At 69.4% G+C, this 18,353-nt stretch carries 13 protein-coding genes; 8 read left to right on the top strand and 5 right to left on the bottom strand.

Annotation, left to right across the window (positions count from 1 at the left end):
* Window positions 1–175 precede the first annotated feature (175 nt).
* From ACQP2O_RS20990 to ACQP2O_RS20975, 4 genes are all read left to right on the top strand, one after another.
* Window positions 176–643 carry a cupin domain-containing protein gene (locus tag ACQP2O_RS20990; RefSeq protein ID WP_433187638.1) on the top strand — a complete coding sequence of 156 codons (468 nt, stop codon included), beginning with the start codon at window positions 176–178 and terminating at the stop codon, window positions 641–643.
* A gap of 31 nt (window positions 644–674) precedes the next feature.
* Window positions 675–1,241, top strand: coding sequence for an NAD(P)H-dependent oxidoreductase (locus ACQP2O_RS20985; protein WP_433187635.1), 567 nt, complete (start codon window positions 675–677; stop codon window positions 1,239–1,241).
* 97 nt (window positions 1,242–1,338) lie between these two features.
* Window positions 1,339–2,283, top strand: coding sequence for an NADP-dependent oxidoreductase (locus ACQP2O_RS20980; RefSeq protein WP_433187632.1), 945 nt, complete (start codon window positions 1,339–1,341; stop codon window positions 2,281–2,283).
* Window positions 2,280–2,600 carry an alpha/beta hydrolase gene (locus tag ACQP2O_RS20975; RefSeq protein ID WP_433191098.1) on the top strand — a complete coding sequence of 107 codons (321 nt, stop codon included), beginning with the start codon at window positions 2,280–2,282 and terminating at the stop codon, window positions 2,598–2,600. Before ACQP2O_RS20980 ends, ACQP2O_RS20975 begins: the two co-directional genes overlap by 4 nt.
* Before the next feature lie 124 nt (window positions 2,601–2,724).
* On the opposite strand, the gene ACQP2O_RS20970 is transcribed toward ACQP2O_RS20975, so the two are convergent.
* Both ACQP2O_RS20970 and ACQP2O_RS20965 read right to left on the bottom strand, forming a co-directional pair.
* Window positions 2,725–5,910, bottom strand: coding sequence for a family 78 glycoside hydrolase catalytic domain (locus ACQP2O_RS20970; protein ID WP_433187630.1), 3,186 nt, complete (start codon window positions 5,908–5,910; stop codon window positions 2,725–2,727).
* 468 nt (window positions 5,911–6,378) lie between these two features.
* Window positions 6,379–9,042, bottom strand: coding sequence for an AAA family ATPase (locus ACQP2O_RS20965; RefSeq protein ID WP_433187627.1), 2,664 nt, complete (start codon window positions 9,040–9,042; stop codon window positions 6,379–6,381).
* A 231-nt stretch (window positions 9,043–9,273) separates the two neighbouring features.
* Between ACQP2O_RS20965 and ACQP2O_RS20960 the strand changes: the two genes are divergently transcribed.
* The 3 genes from ACQP2O_RS20960 to ACQP2O_RS20950 all read left to right on the top strand — a co-directional run bounded on the left by ACQP2O_RS20960 (window position 9,274) and on the right by ACQP2O_RS20950 (window position 12,743).
* A complete protein-coding gene (locus ACQP2O_RS20960) occupies window positions 9,274–9,687 on the top strand; it encodes a Dabb family protein (RefSeq protein ID WP_433187625.1) in 414 nt (137 codons plus the stop codon).
* 55 nt (window positions 9,688–9,742) lie between these two features.
* Window positions 9,743–10,786 carry a medium chain dehydrogenase/reductase family protein gene (locus ACQP2O_RS20955; RefSeq protein ID WP_433187622.1) on the top strand — a complete coding sequence of 348 codons (1,044 nt, stop codon included), beginning with the start codon at window positions 9,743–9,745 and terminating at the stop codon, window positions 10,784–10,786.
* Window positions 10,787–11,210: 424 nt separating this feature from the next.
* Window positions 11,211–12,743 (top strand): MFS transporter, encoded by a 1,533-nt coding sequence (locus tag ACQP2O_RS20950; protein ID WP_433187619.1) that lies wholly within the window; start codon window positions 11,211–11,213, stop codon window positions 12,741–12,743.
* Here the strand turns inward: ACQP2O_RS20950 and ACQP2O_RS20945 are convergent.
* Genes ACQP2O_RS20945 through fxsA form a run of 3 tightly spaced genes read right to left on the bottom strand, consistent with a single transcriptional unit; the run spans window position 12,625 to window position 15,362 of the window.
* A complete protein-coding gene (locus ACQP2O_RS20945; protein ID WP_433187616.1) occupies window positions 12,625–13,149 on the bottom strand; it encodes a hypothetical protein in 525 nt (174 codons plus the stop codon). The genes ACQP2O_RS20950 and ACQP2O_RS20945 overlap by 119 nt on opposite strands.
* A 3-nt stretch (window positions 13,150–13,152) precedes the next feature.
* Window positions 13,153–15,156 (bottom strand): tetratricopeptide repeat protein, encoded by a 2,004-nt coding sequence (locus tag ACQP2O_RS20940; protein ID WP_433187613.1) that lies wholly within the window; start codon window positions 15,154–15,156, stop codon window positions 13,153–13,155.
* A gap of 41 nt (window positions 15,157–15,197) precedes the next feature.
* Entirely contained in the window at window positions 15,198–15,362 is a 165-nt protein-coding gene (gene fxsA / locus ACQP2O_RS20935; RefSeq protein WP_433187610.1) for an FxSxx-COOH cyclophane-containing RiPP peptide, read from the bottom strand.
* Window positions 15,363–15,684: 322 nt separating this feature from the next.
* On the opposite strand from fxsA, the gene fxsT reads away from it, so the two are divergent.
* Window positions 15,685–18,246, top strand: coding sequence for an FxSxx-COOH system tetratricopeptide repeat protein (fxsT, locus tag ACQP2O_RS20930; protein ID WP_433187608.1), 2,562 nt, complete (start codon window positions 15,685–15,687; stop codon window positions 18,244–18,246).
* Window positions 18,247–18,353 lie beyond the last annotated feature (107 nt).

The raw sequence follows: 18,353 nt of genomic DNA, 5'->3' as shown, positions 1-18,353 counted from the left end.
CGGCAGGGCACATCTTGCCGTGTCGCGAATCCGCTGGGTAGATCGGTTGAGCGCTTCGGGGTGGGCAGAGCCGAGCCCGAGTGAGCACCGCAGGACGTGGAGACCGGGCAGCGGTGCGGCGCAGGATCGCCGGTAGGAGGACGGCGCCGCCGCCCACGGACCTCGAGGACCGACCATGAGCATCCCCTACCTCGCTCAGCGGGAGGACCAGCAGCAGCTCGAGTGGATCGGCGGGAGCATCTTCAGCGTCCTGCTCGATGCCGAGGCGACCGATGGGCGGCTGACCGTCGGACGCTTCGACGTCAGCGAGGGCGAGGCGCCGCCGTGGCACCTGCACAACAACGAGGACGAGGTCTTCCTGCTCCTGTCCGGTTCGGCGCTGGTATGGGCCGCCGACGAGCGGCACGAGCTGCGGGAGGGCGGCATCGTCTTCCTGCCCCGGGGCATCCCGCACAGCTACCGCATCACCTCCGAGAAGGCCGACCTGCTGCTCATCGCGACCCCTGGCGGGCTGGAGAAGATGTTCCGCCACGCGGGCCGCGACCTGCGGAAGCCACGCCCGGAGGGCTTCGAGATCCCGATGCAGCTGCTCGCCGAAGCCGCCGAACTGTCCGGCAACGTCGTCCTCGGCCCTCCCCGCTGACGGCACCCCAGCCCGACTGCGGGGAGGGACGGTGAGCCCCGTGCCCCTGACCGTCGTCAGCGCCGGCGTGGGCTACCCGCGCCCGACCCGCCTGCTCGCGGACCAGATCACGAGGTCCGTCTGCGGGTCGCTCACGGCCAGTGGAGTGAGAGTCGAGGTGGAGGTGCTGGAGCTGTGCCGGCTGGCGGCCGACCTCGCTCAGTGCTCCACACAGGGCCGGGCCAGCCTCGACCTGCGCGAGGCGATCGCGGCGATCGCGGCGACCGACGGGCTCGTGGTGGCGACACCGGTGGTCGTCACGTCCCCCAGCGACGTATTCGAATCGTTCTTCGACATCCTTGAGGACGGAGTCCTGTCCGGCAGACCCGTCCTGCTCGCCGCCAACAGCGGCTCGCGTTGGCGGCCACCTGGCATCGGGCAGGTGATGCGTGACCGCCTTACCCGTTCACAGGCAGAGCCCGTGCCCACTGTCGTCGTCGCCGGCCCGGAGGACTGGGAGAGATCGGCTCACGGCTGCTCGAGGCGACTGCGCGAACGCATCGACCAAGCCGCCGCCGAGTTCGTCGCGGCAGTGGGTCCCCCGCGCCGCTCCGGCTGATGAACATCGCTTGCTTCGAATTTGAAGCAGTGGTAGCTTGGCCGCCAGATGCTTCGAGTTCGAAGCAAATCCGAATCAAGCGAAAGTGAGACCTCAAATGAAGGCAGTGCGTTTCCACGAGTACGGCGACCCCGACGTCCTGCGCTACGAGGACGCGGAGCAGCCCGTCCCCGGAGCCGGCGAGGTCCGGATCCGCGTCGCCGCGACATCGTTCAATTCCGTCGATGCCAACATTCGCGGGGGCTTCATGCAAGGTCCCATCCCGGTGGAGCTGCCGCACACTCCCGGCCTCGACGTCGCCGGCACGATCGACGCGCTGGGCGAGGGCGTGGACGGTATCGAGGTCGGTGACGAAGTCGTCGGCTTCCTGCCGATGACGGAGGATGGCGCGGCGGCGGAGTATGTCCTCGCGCCGGCCGAGGTCCTCACGTCGGCGCCCAAGAGTGTCCCGCTGCCCGACGCCGCCGCGTTGCCGGTGGTGGGCCTCACCGCGTGGCAGGCTCTTTTCGACCACGGCAAGCTGACGGCCGGACAACGCGTGCTGATCAATGGCGCGGGAGGAGCGGTCGGCGGCTACGCCGTGCAGCTGGCCAAAGGCGCCGAGGCCCACGTGATCGCCACGGCCAGCCCGCGCAGCAGCGAGGCCGTCAAGTCCGCCGGCGCCGATGAGGTCATCGACCACACCACCACCGCGGTGACCGGGGCGGTGACCGAGCCGGTCGACGTCGTGCTCAACCTCGCGCCGGTCGACCCGGCCGAGCTGGCCGCGCTCGTCACGCTGGTCCGGCCGGGCGGTGTCGTGGTGAACACGACGGTGTGGATGCCCGCGCCCGCCGACGAGGAGCGCGGCGTGCGCGGTATCGACTTGTTCGTCCGCAGCGACGCCGAACAACTGTCGCGGCTGGTGGCGCTGATCGACCGCGGCGAGCTGCGCGTCGACGTCGCCGAGCGGGTGCCGCTGGCCGAGCTGCCGGTGCTCCACGCCCGGGCCGCCGAAGGCGCGGTGCACGGCAAGGTCATCGTCGTCCCGCCCGCCGCCTGACGCCGATCCTCCACAGCCTCACCGCCTGGCCGGCCCTGCTCGGCGAGGCCGCCGGCGGGCCCGACGTCCCGGCCACGGCGGCCCCGGCCCGGCTCGAGGACGCGACCGGCCTCCCGCCGGCCTACATCGAGGTCGGCCAGCTCGACGTCTTCCGCGACGAGGACCTCGCCTACGCGACCAAGCTCAGCCGCGCAGGCGTGCCGGTGGAGTTCCACCTGCGCCCCGGCGCCCCCCACGAGTTCGACTCCATCGCCTTCACCTCCGACGTCGCCCGGCGCGCCATCGCCGACCGCATCCGAGTGCTCAAGTCGATCTGAGCCGGTGCCAACGCGTTCGCCCGTCACCGACGAGGCGGGCGAACGCGATTCCTCCATTCGCCGTGCGGGTTGGCAGGGGCACCCTTTCCGACGGTGAGGAGCGGCGTAGGACATCCGACGGCTGCTACAGATGTACGGTGAAGTGCCAGTGGCCCGAGCCGACGGCGTATATCGCGGTGGCACCCTCGACGCGTAGCAACCTGGCGTGATCCGCGGTCACGCTGTTCTGGCCGCGACCGAACAGCGGCACGGACACTGTCGCCGCCGCGTTGACCGGGATCGTCACGTCGAGCTCGAAGGTGCGCGGGTCCCGCGTCCATGACGAGGCCACCCTGCCGCGCACTGTTTCGACGAAGGCGGACACCTGGTGCAGAGCGGGGGGCACCTTGGGCGCGATGGTGAGCGTTTCGTAGCCGGGTCCCGTGGAAGCGATGCCGGCCAGTTGGGTGGAGAACGAGGCGTTGATGCCGGCGAACATGGCGTGGTCGTGGCTTTCCATGCTCGACCGGTAGGTCCATTCCTCCCAGTCGGTCGTCGCGCCCTGGCTGATCTCGTAGCCGAACCCCGGATAGGTCCTCTGGTCCAGGACGGTCATCGCGACGTCGACCCGGCCGATGCGGGCCAGCGCGTCCATGAGGTAACGGGTGCCGAAGATGCCGGTATCCAGGTGGCCGTGGTCCGTGTTCAGGATCGTGTTGACGAGTTGGTCGCCGACGGCCTTGACGTCCTTGGCCGGGACCATGCCGAAGGCGAGCGGCAGGATGCTGGTGACCTGCCGGCCGTCGGCGTACCCGTTGTGTGCGGCGTTCAGGAAGGTCGCGTTGAAGGCGTCCTTGATGTTCGATGCGAGCGTCGTGTAACGCGCGTTGTCCGCAGCCTGCCCGAGTGCCTGCGCGGCCGCGGCGAGGTCGGTGGCCTGCAGGTAGGACAGCGCCGTGTTGACCAGCGAGACCTCGCTCGTACAGGCGCCGATGTCCGGGCTGCCGAGGCCCCCGTTCACGCCGGGACCGTAGACGGGCGGGCACCAGTCGCCGAACCCGTGGTCGGCCGGCCAGATGTGGTTGGGCACGTTCGTCGCGTTCGTGTCGACGAAGGACTTCATCGCCGGGTACATCCGGTTGAGGACGGCCTTGTCGCCATACTGCTCGTAGAGGCTCCAGGCCAGTGAGATCTGGTCACCGCCCATGTCGGGGTTCTGGCTGTTCCCCGAGTCGTTGGGCAGAGCCGTACCCGGCGGCATGTCGAGCAGGTAGTTGGCGTAGAAGCGGTCCATGCCGAACTCCTGCGTCGACGCGTCGTGATAGGCCTGCACGTCCATGCCCGGGGGCGTGCGTTCGTCGCGTACCGGGTTGTCGGTGGGGGTGCTCATCGAGTTGTTCAGGATGGTCCGGCGGTTGTTCTGCCAGATCTGGTTGAGCAGCGGATCCGAGGAGCTGAAACCGGCGATCGACCTCACGTCCGCGTGCACGACCTGCCCCGCGATCGAGTCGAGGGTGGGTGTGCCCGGGTAGCCGGTGACCTCGACGTAGCGGAAGCCGTGATACGTGAAGCGCGGCTCGTACGTCTCTGTCGCGCCCCCGGCGAGGGTGTAAGTGTCGGTGGACGCGGCATTGCGGTTGGTGGTCGTGTCGAGCATCCCATCCGTGCCGAGATCCTCGGCGGTGCGCATCCGTACGGTGGTGCCCGCCGGGCCCTTGACGCTCAGCCGCTCCCAGCCGGCGATGTTCTGCCCGAGGTCATAGACGTACGTCCCCGGCCGTGGCTCGGTCAGGTGCACCGGTCGCAGGGTCTGCACCACCCGTACCGGTGGGACGTCGTCCGCGACGAGGTTCGTGCTCGGCGCGGCGGCCGTCGTCACTGGTTTCCAGGTCGAGGCGTCGAAACCGGCCTGGTCCCAGCCGTGCGGCTCGAGCCGGGCGTCGTAGGTCTCGCCGGCGTAGATGTCGTTGGACGTGATGGGACCGTTCGACCACGTCCAGCCGTTGTCGCTGGTGATCTCCTGGCGGGTGCCGTCGGTGTAGGTGACGTCGATCAGCAAGGACGCCTGTTTTGGCCCAAGCCACCGAAAGCCGTACGGGCTGAAACGCGGGCCGTAGCCATTGCCGAGCCAGATCCCGACCGCGTTGCCGCCTCGGCGCAGGTCGTTCGTGACGTCGTAGGTCTTGTACGGGTCGCGCTGCTGGTACGGGGTGCTCGCGGGGCTGAGCACGTTGTCGCCGACCTTGCGGCCGTTGATGTGCAACTCGTAGAAGCCGAGACCGTCGACGTACGCGCGTGCCCGGCGGACCGTCTTACCGAGCGTGAAGGCGTCCCGCAGCATCGGCGCGCCGGGATCGCGGTCCAGCAGGACGATGCCACCGCCTGGTTCGAGCTGCCCATCCGTGATCGTCGTCTGCGAGAACGCCGGATCGGGGCTGGTGGAGAAGTCGTCGGAGAACGTGCCCTCGACACCGTGGACGGTGAGGTTGTCGTAGAGCGAGTCCTCGGACGAGTCGCCCACCCGGAACCCGATCGTGCCCTTGGTGAACGTGGCGTCGGTGAGCGAATTGACGGCGGTACCGTCGATCGAGGTGCTCATCGTGGCCCCGTCGGCCTGGATGCGCAGGTGGTGCTGCTTGTTCACGTTCTCCTGCGTGATCACCTGACTGACGTCGACATCCGGCCCGAGGTGGCTGAAGGATCCGTTGACCTCGAGGTGCGGACGCAGCATGACCTTGCCCGGGTCGACCCCGGAATTGACCTGCCACATGTAGAGGTTGTTCGCGTCCTTCGCGCGGAACACCACGCCGGCCGCGCCCTTGCGGATGGTGAAGTCCACGTCGAGAGTGAAGTTCGACCACGAATCCTGACCGGCGAGGTCCGGCCGGACCCACTGTGCTCCCTGCCAGTCGGCCGCCTGGAGCAGCCCCATCTCCCACCACGCGGCCGACGCCCAGGCCGACGCTCCACCCTGTGCGCCCCACACCTGCACCGTCCAGTAATAGCGACGCGTCGACCGCAACCCCGGACCGCCGTACTCCACGCCGACGGACGAGCTCGATGCGACCTTGCCGCTGTCCCACACGTCGGCTTGGCCGGGGATGAGCCGGCTCGATGTGCTCGCCACGAGGATCCGATACGCCGTCTGCCGCTCGCCGTTCACGCCGGAGTCGAGCTGCCAGCTCAGGCTCGGATGCGTGTCGTCGATCCCCAGGGGATCGGTGGCGTGGTCGACCTGCAGCTTCGTCACTCTCAGAGTGGCCCGCGCCGCGCGGGCGACCGTGGCCGGGAGAACGACCGACAGGGCCACCACCAGAACGGCACAGAGCATGGCGAGAGCACGGCGCTCTGTCGTTGCCCGCCAACCACCGCACATTCGAAACTCCGTCCGGAAGTGTCTCGGCGCTACCGCCGAATCCAAGGCACCAACTCAGGACCCCGGCTTTGAACCGCTCTGCTTCGAAGCCGGACACCGCTTATTAAAACGTTTTAATAGCTCTTCGCCTCAGATTGACACTGACGTAACAAACCTCACAAGGACAGCGTCCGCATGTGGCCACGTGCCAGGCGAGGACCCGTCGCCTCGCAACCACGTGCTCAGCGTGCCCGCATCTGCGCGTCTTCGCCGCTCAAGGCCTGGATACACCAGGGATCAGAGCGCTTCTACGGCGACGCTCGAAAGACGTCGCCCTGCACGATCAGACAGACCAGGGGGATCGGGGCATGCTCTTCGAGGCCCGCTGAGGCCATCGGCGACGACACCGAGACTGCGGGCTCGATTAAAACGTTACAAACATGCTCAGTCCTGCGTGCGCGGACCGGTGTTGAGGTCGGGGCGGTCTCTCAGCTGTCGGCGGGAGGAGATTCCCAGTTTGCGGAAGATGTTGCGCAGGTGGGCGTCCACCGTTCGGGGGCTGATGAACAGGCGAGCGGCCACCTCGTTGGACGTGGCGCCGGTGGCCACCAGGCGGGCTATTGACATCTCCTGCATGGTGAGCTGGTCGTAGGTGTGGTCGGATCTGCTGCGCGCCTTCTCGCCGGTGACGCGGAGTTCGGTGGCGGCCCGGCGGGCGAACGCCTCGACGCCCGCCTTGGTGAGCAGCTCGTGGGCGGTGCGCAGGGGGCGGCGGCAGTCGCGTCTGCGGCCCTCGCGGCGTAGCCATTCTCCGTACAGAAGGTGGGCGCGTGCTCGGTAGGGGACGAGCGGGCTCTCTTCGAGATGTTCTATCGCCGACCGGTAGTGCTCCTCCTCGCCGGTCACCAGACCGCGTGCGTATGCCGCGACGCCGAGGCCGGTGGCCGTTCCGCTGGCTTGTGCGCGTTCGGTCAGCGACGCCAGCGCCTCGGCCGCAGCGTCGGGTCGTCCACTGCGCACGGCCGCCTCCACCAGCTCCGGCAGCGCGAGACCGGCGAGGAAGAGATCGCCGTCCGCGGCGGCCTGCCGTGCCGCGGTGAACGCGGCGGGGTAGTCGGCGGAGCCGTTGTGGAGCACTGCCTGCGCCCAGTGGACGTTGGCGATCAGCTGCCCGGCGCCGCGGGCGGTGGCCGTCGCCGATTCGAACAGCGCGAGCGCTTCCGCGCGGTGACCACGCATCGCGGCCAGCTGCAGGCGGGGGTAGAGGAATGGAGGGACGTCTGTCGCGTCGGCGATCGCCTCCTCCTCGGCGATCGCCGCGATGGCCTGGCCCAGGTCGCCGGTGAATACGGCCTGCGACGCGGTTTGGGCGAGACCGAGGCGCAACAAGAATGGTGAGCCGGATTCGCGGCCGGTCTTCATCAGCCATTCGACGATCGCCGCGTGGGTGTGGGGGTCCCACAGTTCGGAGGCCAGCATGACGGCCAGTGCCGGTCGCCGCGTCCACTGCGGGCCGTCGAGGACCGCGCGGATGAGCGGGACCGCGGTGCGGTGCCCGTCCGTGCGCAGCAGAGCGAGGGCGCTCAGGATGTCGGGTGAGTGCGGTGTCGGGGCCGCGGCCAGGACCATGTCCTGCACGCCGCTGGCGCGGCCGACGACCAGGCTCATCTCCAGCGCGTCGAGGAAACACTCGCGTGACCGTTCCGGGTCCACCGAGGACAGCCGCTGGGCGGCCCGCAGCATGAGCATCGGGCCGTCGCCGTCGCCGTCGCCCGGCCGGACGAAGGCGATCCGGCCTCGCAACGAGTCGGCCTGCGCGTGCTGGCGTTCGTCCATCGCGACGACGGTCGTGAGCAGCGCGGCCGCCGTGTCCGCGTCGCCCGCGTCGAGCTTGGCCGCCGCGGCCGCCAGCGCCAGCTCGGTCCGTCGGTCCGGGGCGAGCGACAGCGCCGCCGCGCGTTCGAGGAACGCGGCCGCTGCCGCCATGCCGCCTCGGGACCGGGCGCGTGCCGCCGAGCGCGCCAGCTCGGCGGCGACATCGTCGTCCGGCCCGGTACTGGCCTGCGCGCGGTGCCACACCCTCCGGTCCGGGTCGGCGACCGGATCGGTGACATCGGCCAGCACCCGGTGTGCCGTACGTCGCTCGTCCATCGACGCGGCCCGGTAGACCGCCGATCGGGCCAGCGGGTGGCAGAACCGGACGCGTGTGGTGAGCTCTACCAGCTCCGTGGCGGCCGCCGCCGCGCTCGCGGAAGGGACGTCGAGGCCCAGCGCCCGGGCGGCCGGCCACAGCAGACCGGGATCGCCGGTCGGGTCGGCGCTCGCGATGGTCAGCAGCATGCGTGCCTCGACCGGCAGGTCCGCCAGCCTCGCCTGGAACCCGAGCTCGATCCGCCCCGGCACCGACGATAGGTCCGGCGGGGCGAACCCACCGGAGCGCGGCAGTTCGAGGAGCGCCAGCGGGTTGCCGCGCGCCTCCGCGACGGTCCGGTCGCGCACCTGCTCGTCGAGCGACGCGGGCAGCAGCGACCGCGCGTCCGCGTCGCGCAGCCCTTCGACGGCCAGGCCCTGCAGATCGTCCAGCTCGCCCGCACCGGGCGAGCGCGTGGCGAACACCATGGCGACGGGCTCCGCGGCGACGCGCCGCGCGAGGAAGGCCACCGCCTTCGACGACCCCACGTCCAACCAGTGGGCGTCGTCGACCAGGCACAGCAGCGGGCGTTCCCGCGCCGCGGCGGCCAGCAGTTCCAGGGCGGCCAGCCCGACCCGGAACGGATCCGGCGTGCCCGTGGCCAGCCCGAACGCGATCTCGAGGGCCTCGCGGCGCCGGCCGGGCAGGTCGTCGAGGTGGGCGAGCACCGGCACGCACAGCCGGTGCAGCGCGGCGAACGGCAGATCCATCTCGAACTCCGAGCCGGACGCGTCGATGACCCGGAATCCGCTCGCCGCTCGCCGCGCGTGGGCCAGCAACGCGCTCTTGCCGATCCCCGCCTCGCCGCGCAGGACCAGCGCGTCGCCCCGGCCGGCGCGCGCGGCGCCGAGCAACTCGTCGAGTCGCCGGGTCTCGGCCTGCCTGCCGACGAGCACGTCCCGGGCCGACGTCTGCATGCCCCGTACGTTAGCGATTCCTTCCGGCGCGAGTCGCCCAAACGGCGGTCGCGGGCCGGTCTACGTAGTGTTCGCCGACGCGATGGCGTGCCCGGCCGCGGGATGGTCGCATCAGCCCTTCGCCGAGTCGGGGAAGGGCTGACATCCCGCCGTCGACCCGCGAGCACGTCTCGCGCGGTCATGGCCGTGCCGGCCGGCGGAACCCGAACACACGACAAGAGGAGAGACCCGATGATCTTCCACGGCAACCGGATCAAGGTCAGGGAAGGCGCCGACCCGGTCCGGGTCGAGGAGGCGATGGAGAGCCTGCATGAGCAGGGCCGGACGATTCCGGCGGTGCGGTCGTACATCGTCGGCCGCGAGTCCGGCACCGATTTCGACTGGGGCGCGATCTTCATCTTCGATGACCTGGAGGGCTACTGGGAGTACCTGGTCCACCCGGCCCACGCCAGGACCGAACGGCTCGGCATCCCGCTGATGGCGAAGTTCGAGACCTACGACATCACCGACGATGACGACCCCGACTTCAGCGCCAAGGTCGCGGAGCTGCAGAAGCGCCACTACGAGACCGACCCGGAGCTGGTGGAGCTGATGGCGGACCTGCCGTCCCACACCGGCAGCAGTGCCCTGGCAGAGGACGGCTGACGGACCCGTTCGCCGCTCTTGACCGATCCCCTGGGATCTCGTGAGGAAACACGACATGACAAGCACCGTCACCACCCGCGCCACCGAGGTCGTCCTGCCGGGCGCGGTCGAGCCGAGTGGTCTGGAAGTGCGGACCCGAGACCTTCCCGCGCCGGGCGCGGGAAAGGTCATCCTGCGGATGGACGCGACCGGCGTCTCGTTCGCCGAACAGCAGATGCGGCGCGGCAGGTACTACAACCAGCCGCCGTTCCCCTTCGTGCCCGGCTACGACCTGGTCGGCACGGTCACCGCCATCGGGCCCGGTGTGGCCGCCGAGATCGCCGGCCGCCGGTTCGCCGCGGTCACCAAGATCGGTGCGTGGGCCAGCCACGTGCTGCTCGACGCCGAGGATCTGGTGCCCGTGCCGGACGGCGTGTCCGCGGCTGCCGCCGAGACCGTGGTGGTCAACGGGATCACCGCCTGGCAGATGCTGCACCGGCTGGCCAAGGTCCGTTCCGGGAACACCATCGTGGTGCTGGGCGCCAACGGCGGCGTCGGCTCCACGCTCGTGCAACTGGCCCGGCACGCCGGGATCACCGTGATCGGCACGGCGTCCGAGCGCCACCATGAGACCGTGCGCAAGCTGGGCGCGACCCCCGTCGACTACCGTGCCCCGGACATGTACGACCGGATCGCCTCGCTCGCCCCGGACGGCGTGGACGCGGTGTTCGACCACGTCGGCGGCGCCGGGCTGAAGCGGTCCTGGCAACTGCTGTGCAAGACCGGGACGCTGGTCTCCTACGGCACCGCGGCGACGAAGGACGACGAGGGCAACTCACAATTGCCGATACTGAAACTGTTCGGGCAACTGAAGATGTGGAACGCCTCGCCCAACGGCAGACACGCGTACTTCTACAACTTCTGGGCGGGCCACCGCCACCTGGCATCCTTCCGGCGTCGGCTGGCCGACGACCTCACCCAGGTGTTCCAGCTGCTGGCCGAGGGCGTGCTCACCCCGCAGGTCGCCGCGGAGATCCCGCTGGTCGACGCCGCCTCGGCATTGGTCCTCGCCGAGTCCCGCACGGTCGCGGGAAAGGTGATTCTCGTGCCAGAAGCGTGAGCGCGACCCTAACGGTCTTCCGGAACCACTGAGCCGAGGGACTGCCGGGCTTCCGGTCCAACGGCGGGATCGTGACCTGGCTGCCGCTGTTCCTGTTCGTAGTGCTCTTCGCCCACCCACCACGAGCCCATTTACAGCCGCCGCAGACCGAGCCTTTGACATCGCCCCCCGTCTCCGCACCCCGGCGTTGTCAAGGAGTGATCATTATTGGAGGTTTCCCTGCGTGGCTCGGTCCAGTGGGGGTAGTTTCACCGGCGGTGAGCATCGCCCATGTCGCATTTGGGCGGCGCCCATCGCCGACCCGCTGAACCGAACTCCGTACCGGGACTCCCCAGTACGGCTTGTCGTCATTCACAGGGGATCGCAAAGGCCGTCACGGGGGGAGGCGCAGAGCCGATGACTGCTTCCACGGCTCTGGTCAGCGATGCCGCCCGGTGATTCGTCCCGCGCCGTCAACCGCACTCGCTGGCGGCGCGACTTCCTGTTGCTCTGGGGCGGCTCATCGGTATCGCTGCTCGGCAGCACGAGCGCCAGCGTCGCCGGGCCGCTGATCGCCTTGTCGATGACGAGGTCACCGGTGGCCGCCGGTTGGGTCGCGGCCGCCGGGATGCTGCCCAACCTGCTGCTGCACCTGCCGGCGGGAGTCCTGGCCGACCGGCTCGACCGGCGACGCATCATGCTGGTGAGTCAGTTGCTCCGGGGAACGGTGGCGGCGACCCTGACCGTACTCCTCCTGGTCGGCGAACGGTCGATGTCCCTGCTGGCGTGCGCAGCGGCCGTGAGCGGAACCTGCGTGGCGTTCTACAGTGTGGCCGAGATCAGCGCCGTCGCACAGATCGTGCCGCGGGAGCGATTGGCCGAAGCCATGGCCACCAATGAGGCCCGGAGCCATGTCGCCCTGCTCCTGGGATCGCCGCTCGGAGGACTGCTCTACAGCGTGGGCCGGACGATCCCTTTCCTCTTCGACGCCGTCTGCTCTTTCGTCTCCGCTGGGGCGCTCGGGTGCATCCGGACCGACCGGATCCGGATCGTCGGCGTCGCAGCGCGACGACGAGGCGTGCGCGCGCTCGTGCGGGATCTCACCGAGGGACTCTCCCGGCTGTGGACGGACATCTTCCTGCGCACCGCCCTTTCCGTCTGCACGATCACCAATTTCGCCTTCCAGGCCGTCATCCTGCTGCTCGTCATCCTCGGCAGGGAACATGGTCTTCCGTCGATCATGATCGGCGCGATGCTGGCGGCGCCGGGCCTCGGAGGCATCCTCGGCACCGTGTTCGCCCCTAAGGTCCTGCGGAAGAGGGGTCCGGCCGTGGTGATCGTCGCCTGCGCGTGGGTCTGGACGGGTCTCATCGCGGTCATCGCCGCCTCATCGCACCCGTGGGTGTGGCTGTTCGCGTGGGGCGGGGTGGGTTTCATGGGCGCGCACATGAACGTCGCCCTGGACACTTACCAGGCCTCGCGGATTCCACCGAGGCTGCTCGGCCGTGTGGCCGGAGCCAACCGATTCCTGTCCCTGGGCGCCGTCCCGCTCGGCACCCTCTGCGGTGGCTACGTCATCGCGACACTCGGTACCGAAGGCACACTGATCGGCGTCGTCGGCGTCCTCGGCATGATCGCGGTCATACTCACGGTACGTCGGCCGTCCCTGCCGACTCGAACGGCCGACCACCTTGCCATCCTTGACCCGCCTGGCACCCTTCACGACCCGGCCGGTGCGTACGCGCCTGAGACCGGACAAGAGCCACCGACGACACAGGGCCCGGCGCACATCGACGACCCGGCAGGCGCGGGCTCTGGTCCGGTGGCGACAGAGCCCGAGCCGGTCACCTCCGGACAGTTCACTCGGCGAGTACCATCTCGGACACTCTTCGCAGCTCCGAACGTATCCGCTTCTCCACCCGCTCGGGATCAGTCTGCGTGCTACTCGCTGACCGAACGTGGTCGTAAGCTTCCGTAACCGCCGAGAGCAGCTCCTCGATCGCGGCAAGCGCCTCCGGACTGCCGCTGACGAGCGTACGCAGCGCCTCGATCCGCACGTTCGCCCGGTAGTAGTGATCGCGCGCCTGACCCAGCATGTCGACCAGGTCGCGCTCGTGCAGCCGCGCGTGCTGGTCGCGGCGGATGTCCGCGCAGACGCGTACGGTCACCGCCAGCCTCAGCACGGCGGCGCGCATGCGGTCGGTACCGCGCCGGAGCCGCTCTTCTCGTTCCGCCTGGCGTTCCGCGTCGCGGGCGTCCCGCACCCGCTCGAGTTCGTGCAGCGCCCGCCGGCCCTCCCCCAGCAGCTGTGAGCCGACTCCGAGTACTGCCGCGATCGCGGTGGATGCCCCGGTGAACAGGGCGACCAATGCGGTGTCCGGCATGGTTCAAGGGTGAGTGATGCGGCGGGTCGGAGACGTGCCGATTGCCACAAGTCGTGAGACCCGGACGGCCTCGCCCTGCTGATGCGGCGGCAGCGGCGGATCGTCCGCCTTCAGGGCGCGGGCGGCCAGCCGCGCGGCGGCTCGGAGGTCTCCGCACAGGTGCTCGACCCGAGCCGCACGCAACAGCACCGGTCCGCTGCCGGTGGCCTCGGCCACGGTGTCGTCAAGCTCGCGCCGAGCCGCATCGACCTTCGAGAGGGTGGCCAGGGCCAGCGCACGCGCCGCGCGCGCGGATGGGGACGTGCGCCGGTCGATCCGGTCGAGATCCCGGAGAGCCGATGCCGCCTCGCCGAGGTCGGCGAGAATCTCGCCGCGGGCCCGCAGCGCCTCAAGCGCGTCACCGTCGCGTCTCAGCACGCCGTCGAGCACCGCGAGCGCGGCCTTGGGCTGCCCGGCGTCCCACAGTGCCCGGCCGAGCCCGGTCTGCACCGTCGGATCGTTCGGCATCCGCCCTACGGCGGCCTCGAGGTCCTCGACCGCTTCGCCTCGCTTTCCCTGAGCCAGCCGGAGCCGCCCCATCGCCGCCAGCAGGCGCCCGACGGCCGAGGTCTCCTGCAGTGCCTCGAAGATATTCGCTGCTCTGCGATAATGCTCGATCGCGCCTTTGAGGTCGCCTTTCTCGTTGGCGATGTTCCCAAGCAGGGATTCGGCCTCGCCACGGATCCGCATGTCGCCACGACCGCAGGCCGCCACCGCCTCCGCGGCGTGTCGCCGGGCGAGTGGCACATCGCCCTCGGACAGGGCCGCCTTCGCCGCTCTCAGGCCACCCGCCGGGTCGGAATGCGGGACCGGCCACTGCGCGGTGACCAGTCGCCGGATCGGCGCGATCAGCAGGGGATGCCGCAGTTCGTACCACCGGGCGCCGTCACGCCGCCGCGCCTTGATGAGGTACCTGTCCTCCATCGAGTGCACGACCGCGTTGGCCATTCCGGCCGTATGAGTGGATCCCTCGCGGACCGCCGCCTGCCCGGGCGGTTTGAGGAAGGTATCGCGCAACCACGAGACGAGCCGGCCCGGCCGCCTGTCGTGGTCGGCCGCGATGGCCGTCACGGCGTGCGAGCACAGCGACTCGAGCGCCTCGGGGATGTCCGGAAGCATCCGATCGGTCAGGACCTGTACGTCGGTGGGCAGCCGTTCCCACAGGCTCCGGCAGACCACCTGGAGCAGCACCGGCTCGACGGCTTCGAAGGAGCCGTCGGCGGACGGCCACTCCAGTTCGTCGATGAGTTGCGCGGCGAGTGCCGGATCGAGACGACGACCGGTGCCTTCCAGCGGCCGGACGACCGCCGCCAGCGCCCGTTGCGGATCGAGCGGCAAGAGCGGGAACTCGGCGCAGGATTCGCTCCCGAGCCGCTTGACGATCCGCAGGGTGTCCTCGAGATGATCTTCGCGCACGGACAGGAGCAGATGGGTGTCCGCATCCTGTGCCAGGGCCTCGATGAGTTCGTCGAAGAACGGACCCACGGCATCCGGATGGGCGTTGCGGAACAGTCGTTCGGCCTGATCTATGGCGACGAGGGTAGGGAGTGGCTCACCGAAACGGCCGGTGCGCCGTTGCCGTCGCAGGAACGCGCCGATCGACCTTCCGGACAGCACCGTCGGTGGTTCGATCGGCGACCAGGATGAGAGCAGGGCCAGCGTGTACGGGTTGTACTCCGGAATGGCCGCCGTGGGGAACGTGAAAGCGCGCGAAACGGCTCCGATGGGCAGCACGTTGGCCGCCTCCCGCGCCAGCCGGGGGCGCACACCCGTGACGATCAGAGAGGTCTTGCCCACACCGCTCTCGCCGTACAGGATGGTGACGCGGTTGCGCCGCCACATTCGCGCGAGCTCGCGGATCTCCTCATCGCGCCCGAAGAACCGTCCACGATCGGCTTCCGTGAAAGGGCGCAGCCCCGGATACGGAGACGTATCCGGGTCGCCCGGCGGAGCGGACAGTGACCTCATGACCATGGTCTTTCCGACGGGACTCCAGGCCGGCCGGTCGCCTATACCGAGGAGTTGAATCCGGCCACGACGCCCGCGTCCAACGACGAGGAGTCCAGCATCTCGCGAACCTCCGCCACGAGGACCGAGTCGGCAAGGTCGTCGAGGTCCTGGAGCGAGAGGCCGGACAGATCAATTATTCCGCCGCCGAAGTCGTCTTCACCCATGCGCACTCCCTCTGCTCGCCGCCGGAGTCATGCGATCGCGCCGCAGAGTCCGACCGGACCGCGTCGGCCGCCTCGCCGGGGCGCATCGACGGCCCTTGTCTACGATTCAAGCACGCCGGCCAATCGTTTAATACCCCCAGCGAGGATTGTCTCGATCCACGATCCGTGAGTAGATTCCGGACTTTACGGACACCAATTTACGGTAGACCGAATTAAGCCTTGGAGTGCGTCGACCCGGACTGTCTGCGAACATCGCCGATATGCCACTGGCAGCCTGGTTGATCATTAAGGCCAGGGCATACTATGGCGGCACGACAAGCGGGTGAATAGCGACGCGGAGGCGAAATCCGTGGCAGGTTCGGCATACACGGGACGGCCGGCGGGACGGACGCCGGAAATCTGGGGACGAATACCACCGCGCAACATGAATTTCACGGGGCGCGAAGAGCTCCTTTCCAAGCTCCGGGCGGGCATCGCCGGTGACGTCACCGCGGTCGTGCCGCATGCCCTGCACGGCCTGGGCGGTGTCGGAAAGACGCAGATGACCGTCGAGTACGCCTACCGCTACCGCTCCGAATACGACCTGGTGTGGTGGATCCCCTGCGACCAGCCCGTCCTCGTACGGTCGTCACTGGCCAGCCTCGCGCCCTACCTCGGGCTGCCGCCCGCCACGACCACCGGCATCGAGGACGCCGCCAACTCCGTGCTCGACCGGCTGCGTCGCGGCGATCCCTACTCCAAGTGGCTGCTCATCTTCGACAACGCCGACCAGCCGGAGGACATCAGCGATGTCATCCCACACGGACCGGGCCACGTCATCATCACCTCGCGCAACCACCGGTGGAAGGGCGTCGTCGACACGGTCCCCGTCGACGTGTTCACCCGTGAGGAGAGCATCGAGTTCCTGAACAAGCGGGTCCCCCGCGCCATGAGCCCCGGGGACGCCAACGGCCTGGCCGAAGCGCTGGGCGACCTGCCCCTGGCGCTCGAGCAGGCCGCGGCACTGCAGGCCGAGACGGGGATGACGGTCGAGGAGTATCTCCGGCTGCTCGCCGGACGCACGAGCCAGCTGCTGGCCGAAGGCAAACCGACGGAGTACCCCGTCTCGATGACGGCCGCCTGGGCTCTGTCGGTGGCCAAGCTGAGCGAGAAGCTGCCCGAGGCGGTCGAACTGCTGCGCTGCTGCGCGATGTTCGGTCCCGAGCCGATCCCCCGCGCGGTCTTCAGCCGGGTACCAACGGGTCTCGGTGAGCAACTGGCCGACCTGCTGGGCGATCCGATCCGGCTCAGCCGCACGATCGGGGAGCTCGGGCGGTACGCCCTCGCCCGAGTCGACACACCCGGCCGTACCATCCAGGTCCACCGGCTGATCCAGGCACTGGTACGCGACGGAATGTCGCCGGACGAGCAGGGCCGCATCCGTCAGGAGGTGCACCGTCTCCTGGTCACGGCGACCCCGAAGGCACCAGAGAACACCGCGAACTGGAACCGCTACTTCGAACTCCTGGCTCACGTCGAGCCATCCGGGGTCACCGAGAGCGGCGACCGCACGGTACGCCAGCTCGCCCTCAACTTCGTCGACTACCTCTACTACTCCGGTGACTACCGCTCGGCCGAGATCTTCGTGCGACGCTTCGAGGAACGCTGGAGCGCCGACTCCGGAAACGACGACCCCGACGTGCTCGATGCCCGACGGCAGCGCGGCATCATCATCCGCGAGCTTGGACGCTTCCCAGAGGCTTATGAGCTCAACCGAGAGACGCTCGCCAGGACGGAGCAGAGCACGGACGACGATCCCGGCCGGCAGGACTCGTTGTTGCTGCTGCTGAACAGCATCGGCGCGGATCTGCGGGCCGCCGGCGACTTCTTCGCCGCGCGGGATCACGACCAGGACTCCCTTATCCGGCACCTGGAGACGTTCGGAGAACAGCATCCGAACACCCTGCGTGTGATGAACAACCTGGCACTGGACCACGGTCTTGCCAGCGACTACCTGGCCGCCCGCGCGATGCACGAGAAGTGCTACCTGGAGATGTGGGCCGGTCCGCGCGGTATCGGCCGGGCCGACATCCTGAACTCCTGGAGCGGGCTGGCCCGCGCCGTCCGCCTCGCGGGCGGCTACCGCGAGTCGTGCGACCTCGGCGAGGACGCGCACGCGTACGGCGCGGACGAACTCGGAGCCGAGCACCCGTGGACGCTGCGGACGGCCAAAGACCTGGCCATCGCCCGCCGCCGCGCCGGGCTGCTCGACGCGTCCGCCGAGGTGTCCGAAGACGTCCACGGGCGCTACCTGCGACTCTTCGGCCTCGATCACCCCGACTCTCTGGCCTCGGCCACCTGCCTGGCCAATGTCCTGCGCAGCACCGGAGAGATCGAGAAGGCCTTCGACGTGGCCTCCGAGACGCTGGAGCTGTACCCGAAGGTCTACGGCAACGACCACCCGTACTATCACGGCTGCGCCGGCAACCTGGCGCTGTTGCTGCGGGTCACCGGAGACGTACGCCGCTCCCGGGAGCTCAACGAGAAGTCCCTTCTCGGGCTGGAGGCCAAGCTCGGCCGCGACCACCACTATTCCCTTACCGTCGCCACCAATCTCGCCAGCGATCTGGCGGCCCTGGGCGACCTGGAGTCGGCGTGCCGCCTGGGGCGTGGCACTCTGCGCCGCCTGCGTGCCGTGCTGGGCGAGGACCATCCGATGACACTCGCCTGCGCCGCGAACCTGTCGGCCGATCTCCGGGCGGACGGCGCGGAGGAAGACGGAACCCGGCTCTTCGAGGACACGATCGACCGATACGCCAGGGTGCTCGGCCCCGATCACCCCGACTCGGTGGTCGCTCTTGAGGGACGCCACCTGGACTGCGACTTCGACCCTCCCCCGATCTGATCGCCGTTCGGGCCGTGCCCGGCCGGGCCGGCGATGATCCGGAAGGGACCCCCGTGCGTACACGGGGTGACGCGGCCGGAAGCGCACCGGCGGGAGGCCGCTCGGGC

Origin of the sequence: Actinoallomurus sp. CA-150999, assembly GCF_050942425.1 — a bacterium.
Lineage (GTDB): Bacteria > Actinomycetota > Actinomycetes > Streptosporangiales > Streptosporangiaceae > Actinoallomurus.
The sequence above is the reverse complement of the archived record's forward strand: the minus strand, read 5'-3'. Positions and strand labels throughout refer to the sequence as shown.

Bases quoted from the DNA above. Each gene is read 5' to 3' on its own strand.
- ACQP2O_RS20990 (WP_433187638.1), top strand. From the start codon at position 176: ATGAGCATCCCCTACCTCGCTCAGCGGGAGGACCAGCAGCAGCTCGAG.
- ACQP2O_RS20980 (WP_433187632.1), top strand. From the start codon at position 1,339: ATGAAGGCAGTGCGTTTCCACGAGTACGGCGACCCCGACGTCCTGCGC.
- ACQP2O_RS20970 (WP_433187630.1), bottom strand. From the start codon at position 5,910: ATGCTCTGTGCCGTTCTGGTGGTGGCCCTGTCGGTCGTTCTCCCGGCC.
- ACQP2O_RS20965 (WP_433187627.1), bottom strand. From the start codon at position 9,042: ATGCAGACGTCGGCCCGGGACGTGCTCGTCGGCAGGCAGGCCGAGACC.
- ACQP2O_RS20960 (WP_433187625.1), top strand. From the start codon at position 9,274: ATGATCTTCCACGGCAACCGGATCAAGGTCAGGGAAGGCGCCGACCCG.
- ACQP2O_RS20955 (WP_433187622.1), top strand. From the start codon at position 9,743: ATGACAAGCACCGTCACCACCCGCGCCACCGAGGTCGTCCTGCCGGGC.
- ACQP2O_RS20950 (WP_433187619.1), top strand. From the start codon at position 11,211: ATGCCGCCCGGTGATTCGTCCCGCGCCGTCAACCGCACTCGCTGGCGG.
- ACQP2O_RS20945 (WP_433187616.1), bottom strand. From the start codon at position 13,149: ATGCCGGACACCGCATTGGTCGCCCTGTTCACCGGGGCATCCACCGCG.
- ACQP2O_RS20940 (WP_433187613.1), bottom strand. From the start codon at position 15,156: ATGAGGTCACTGTCCGCTCCGCCGGGCGACCCGGATACGTCTCCGTAT.
- fxsA (WP_433187610.1), bottom strand. From the start codon at position 15,362: ATGGGTGAAGACGACTTCGGCGGCGGAATAATTGATCTGTCCGGCCTC.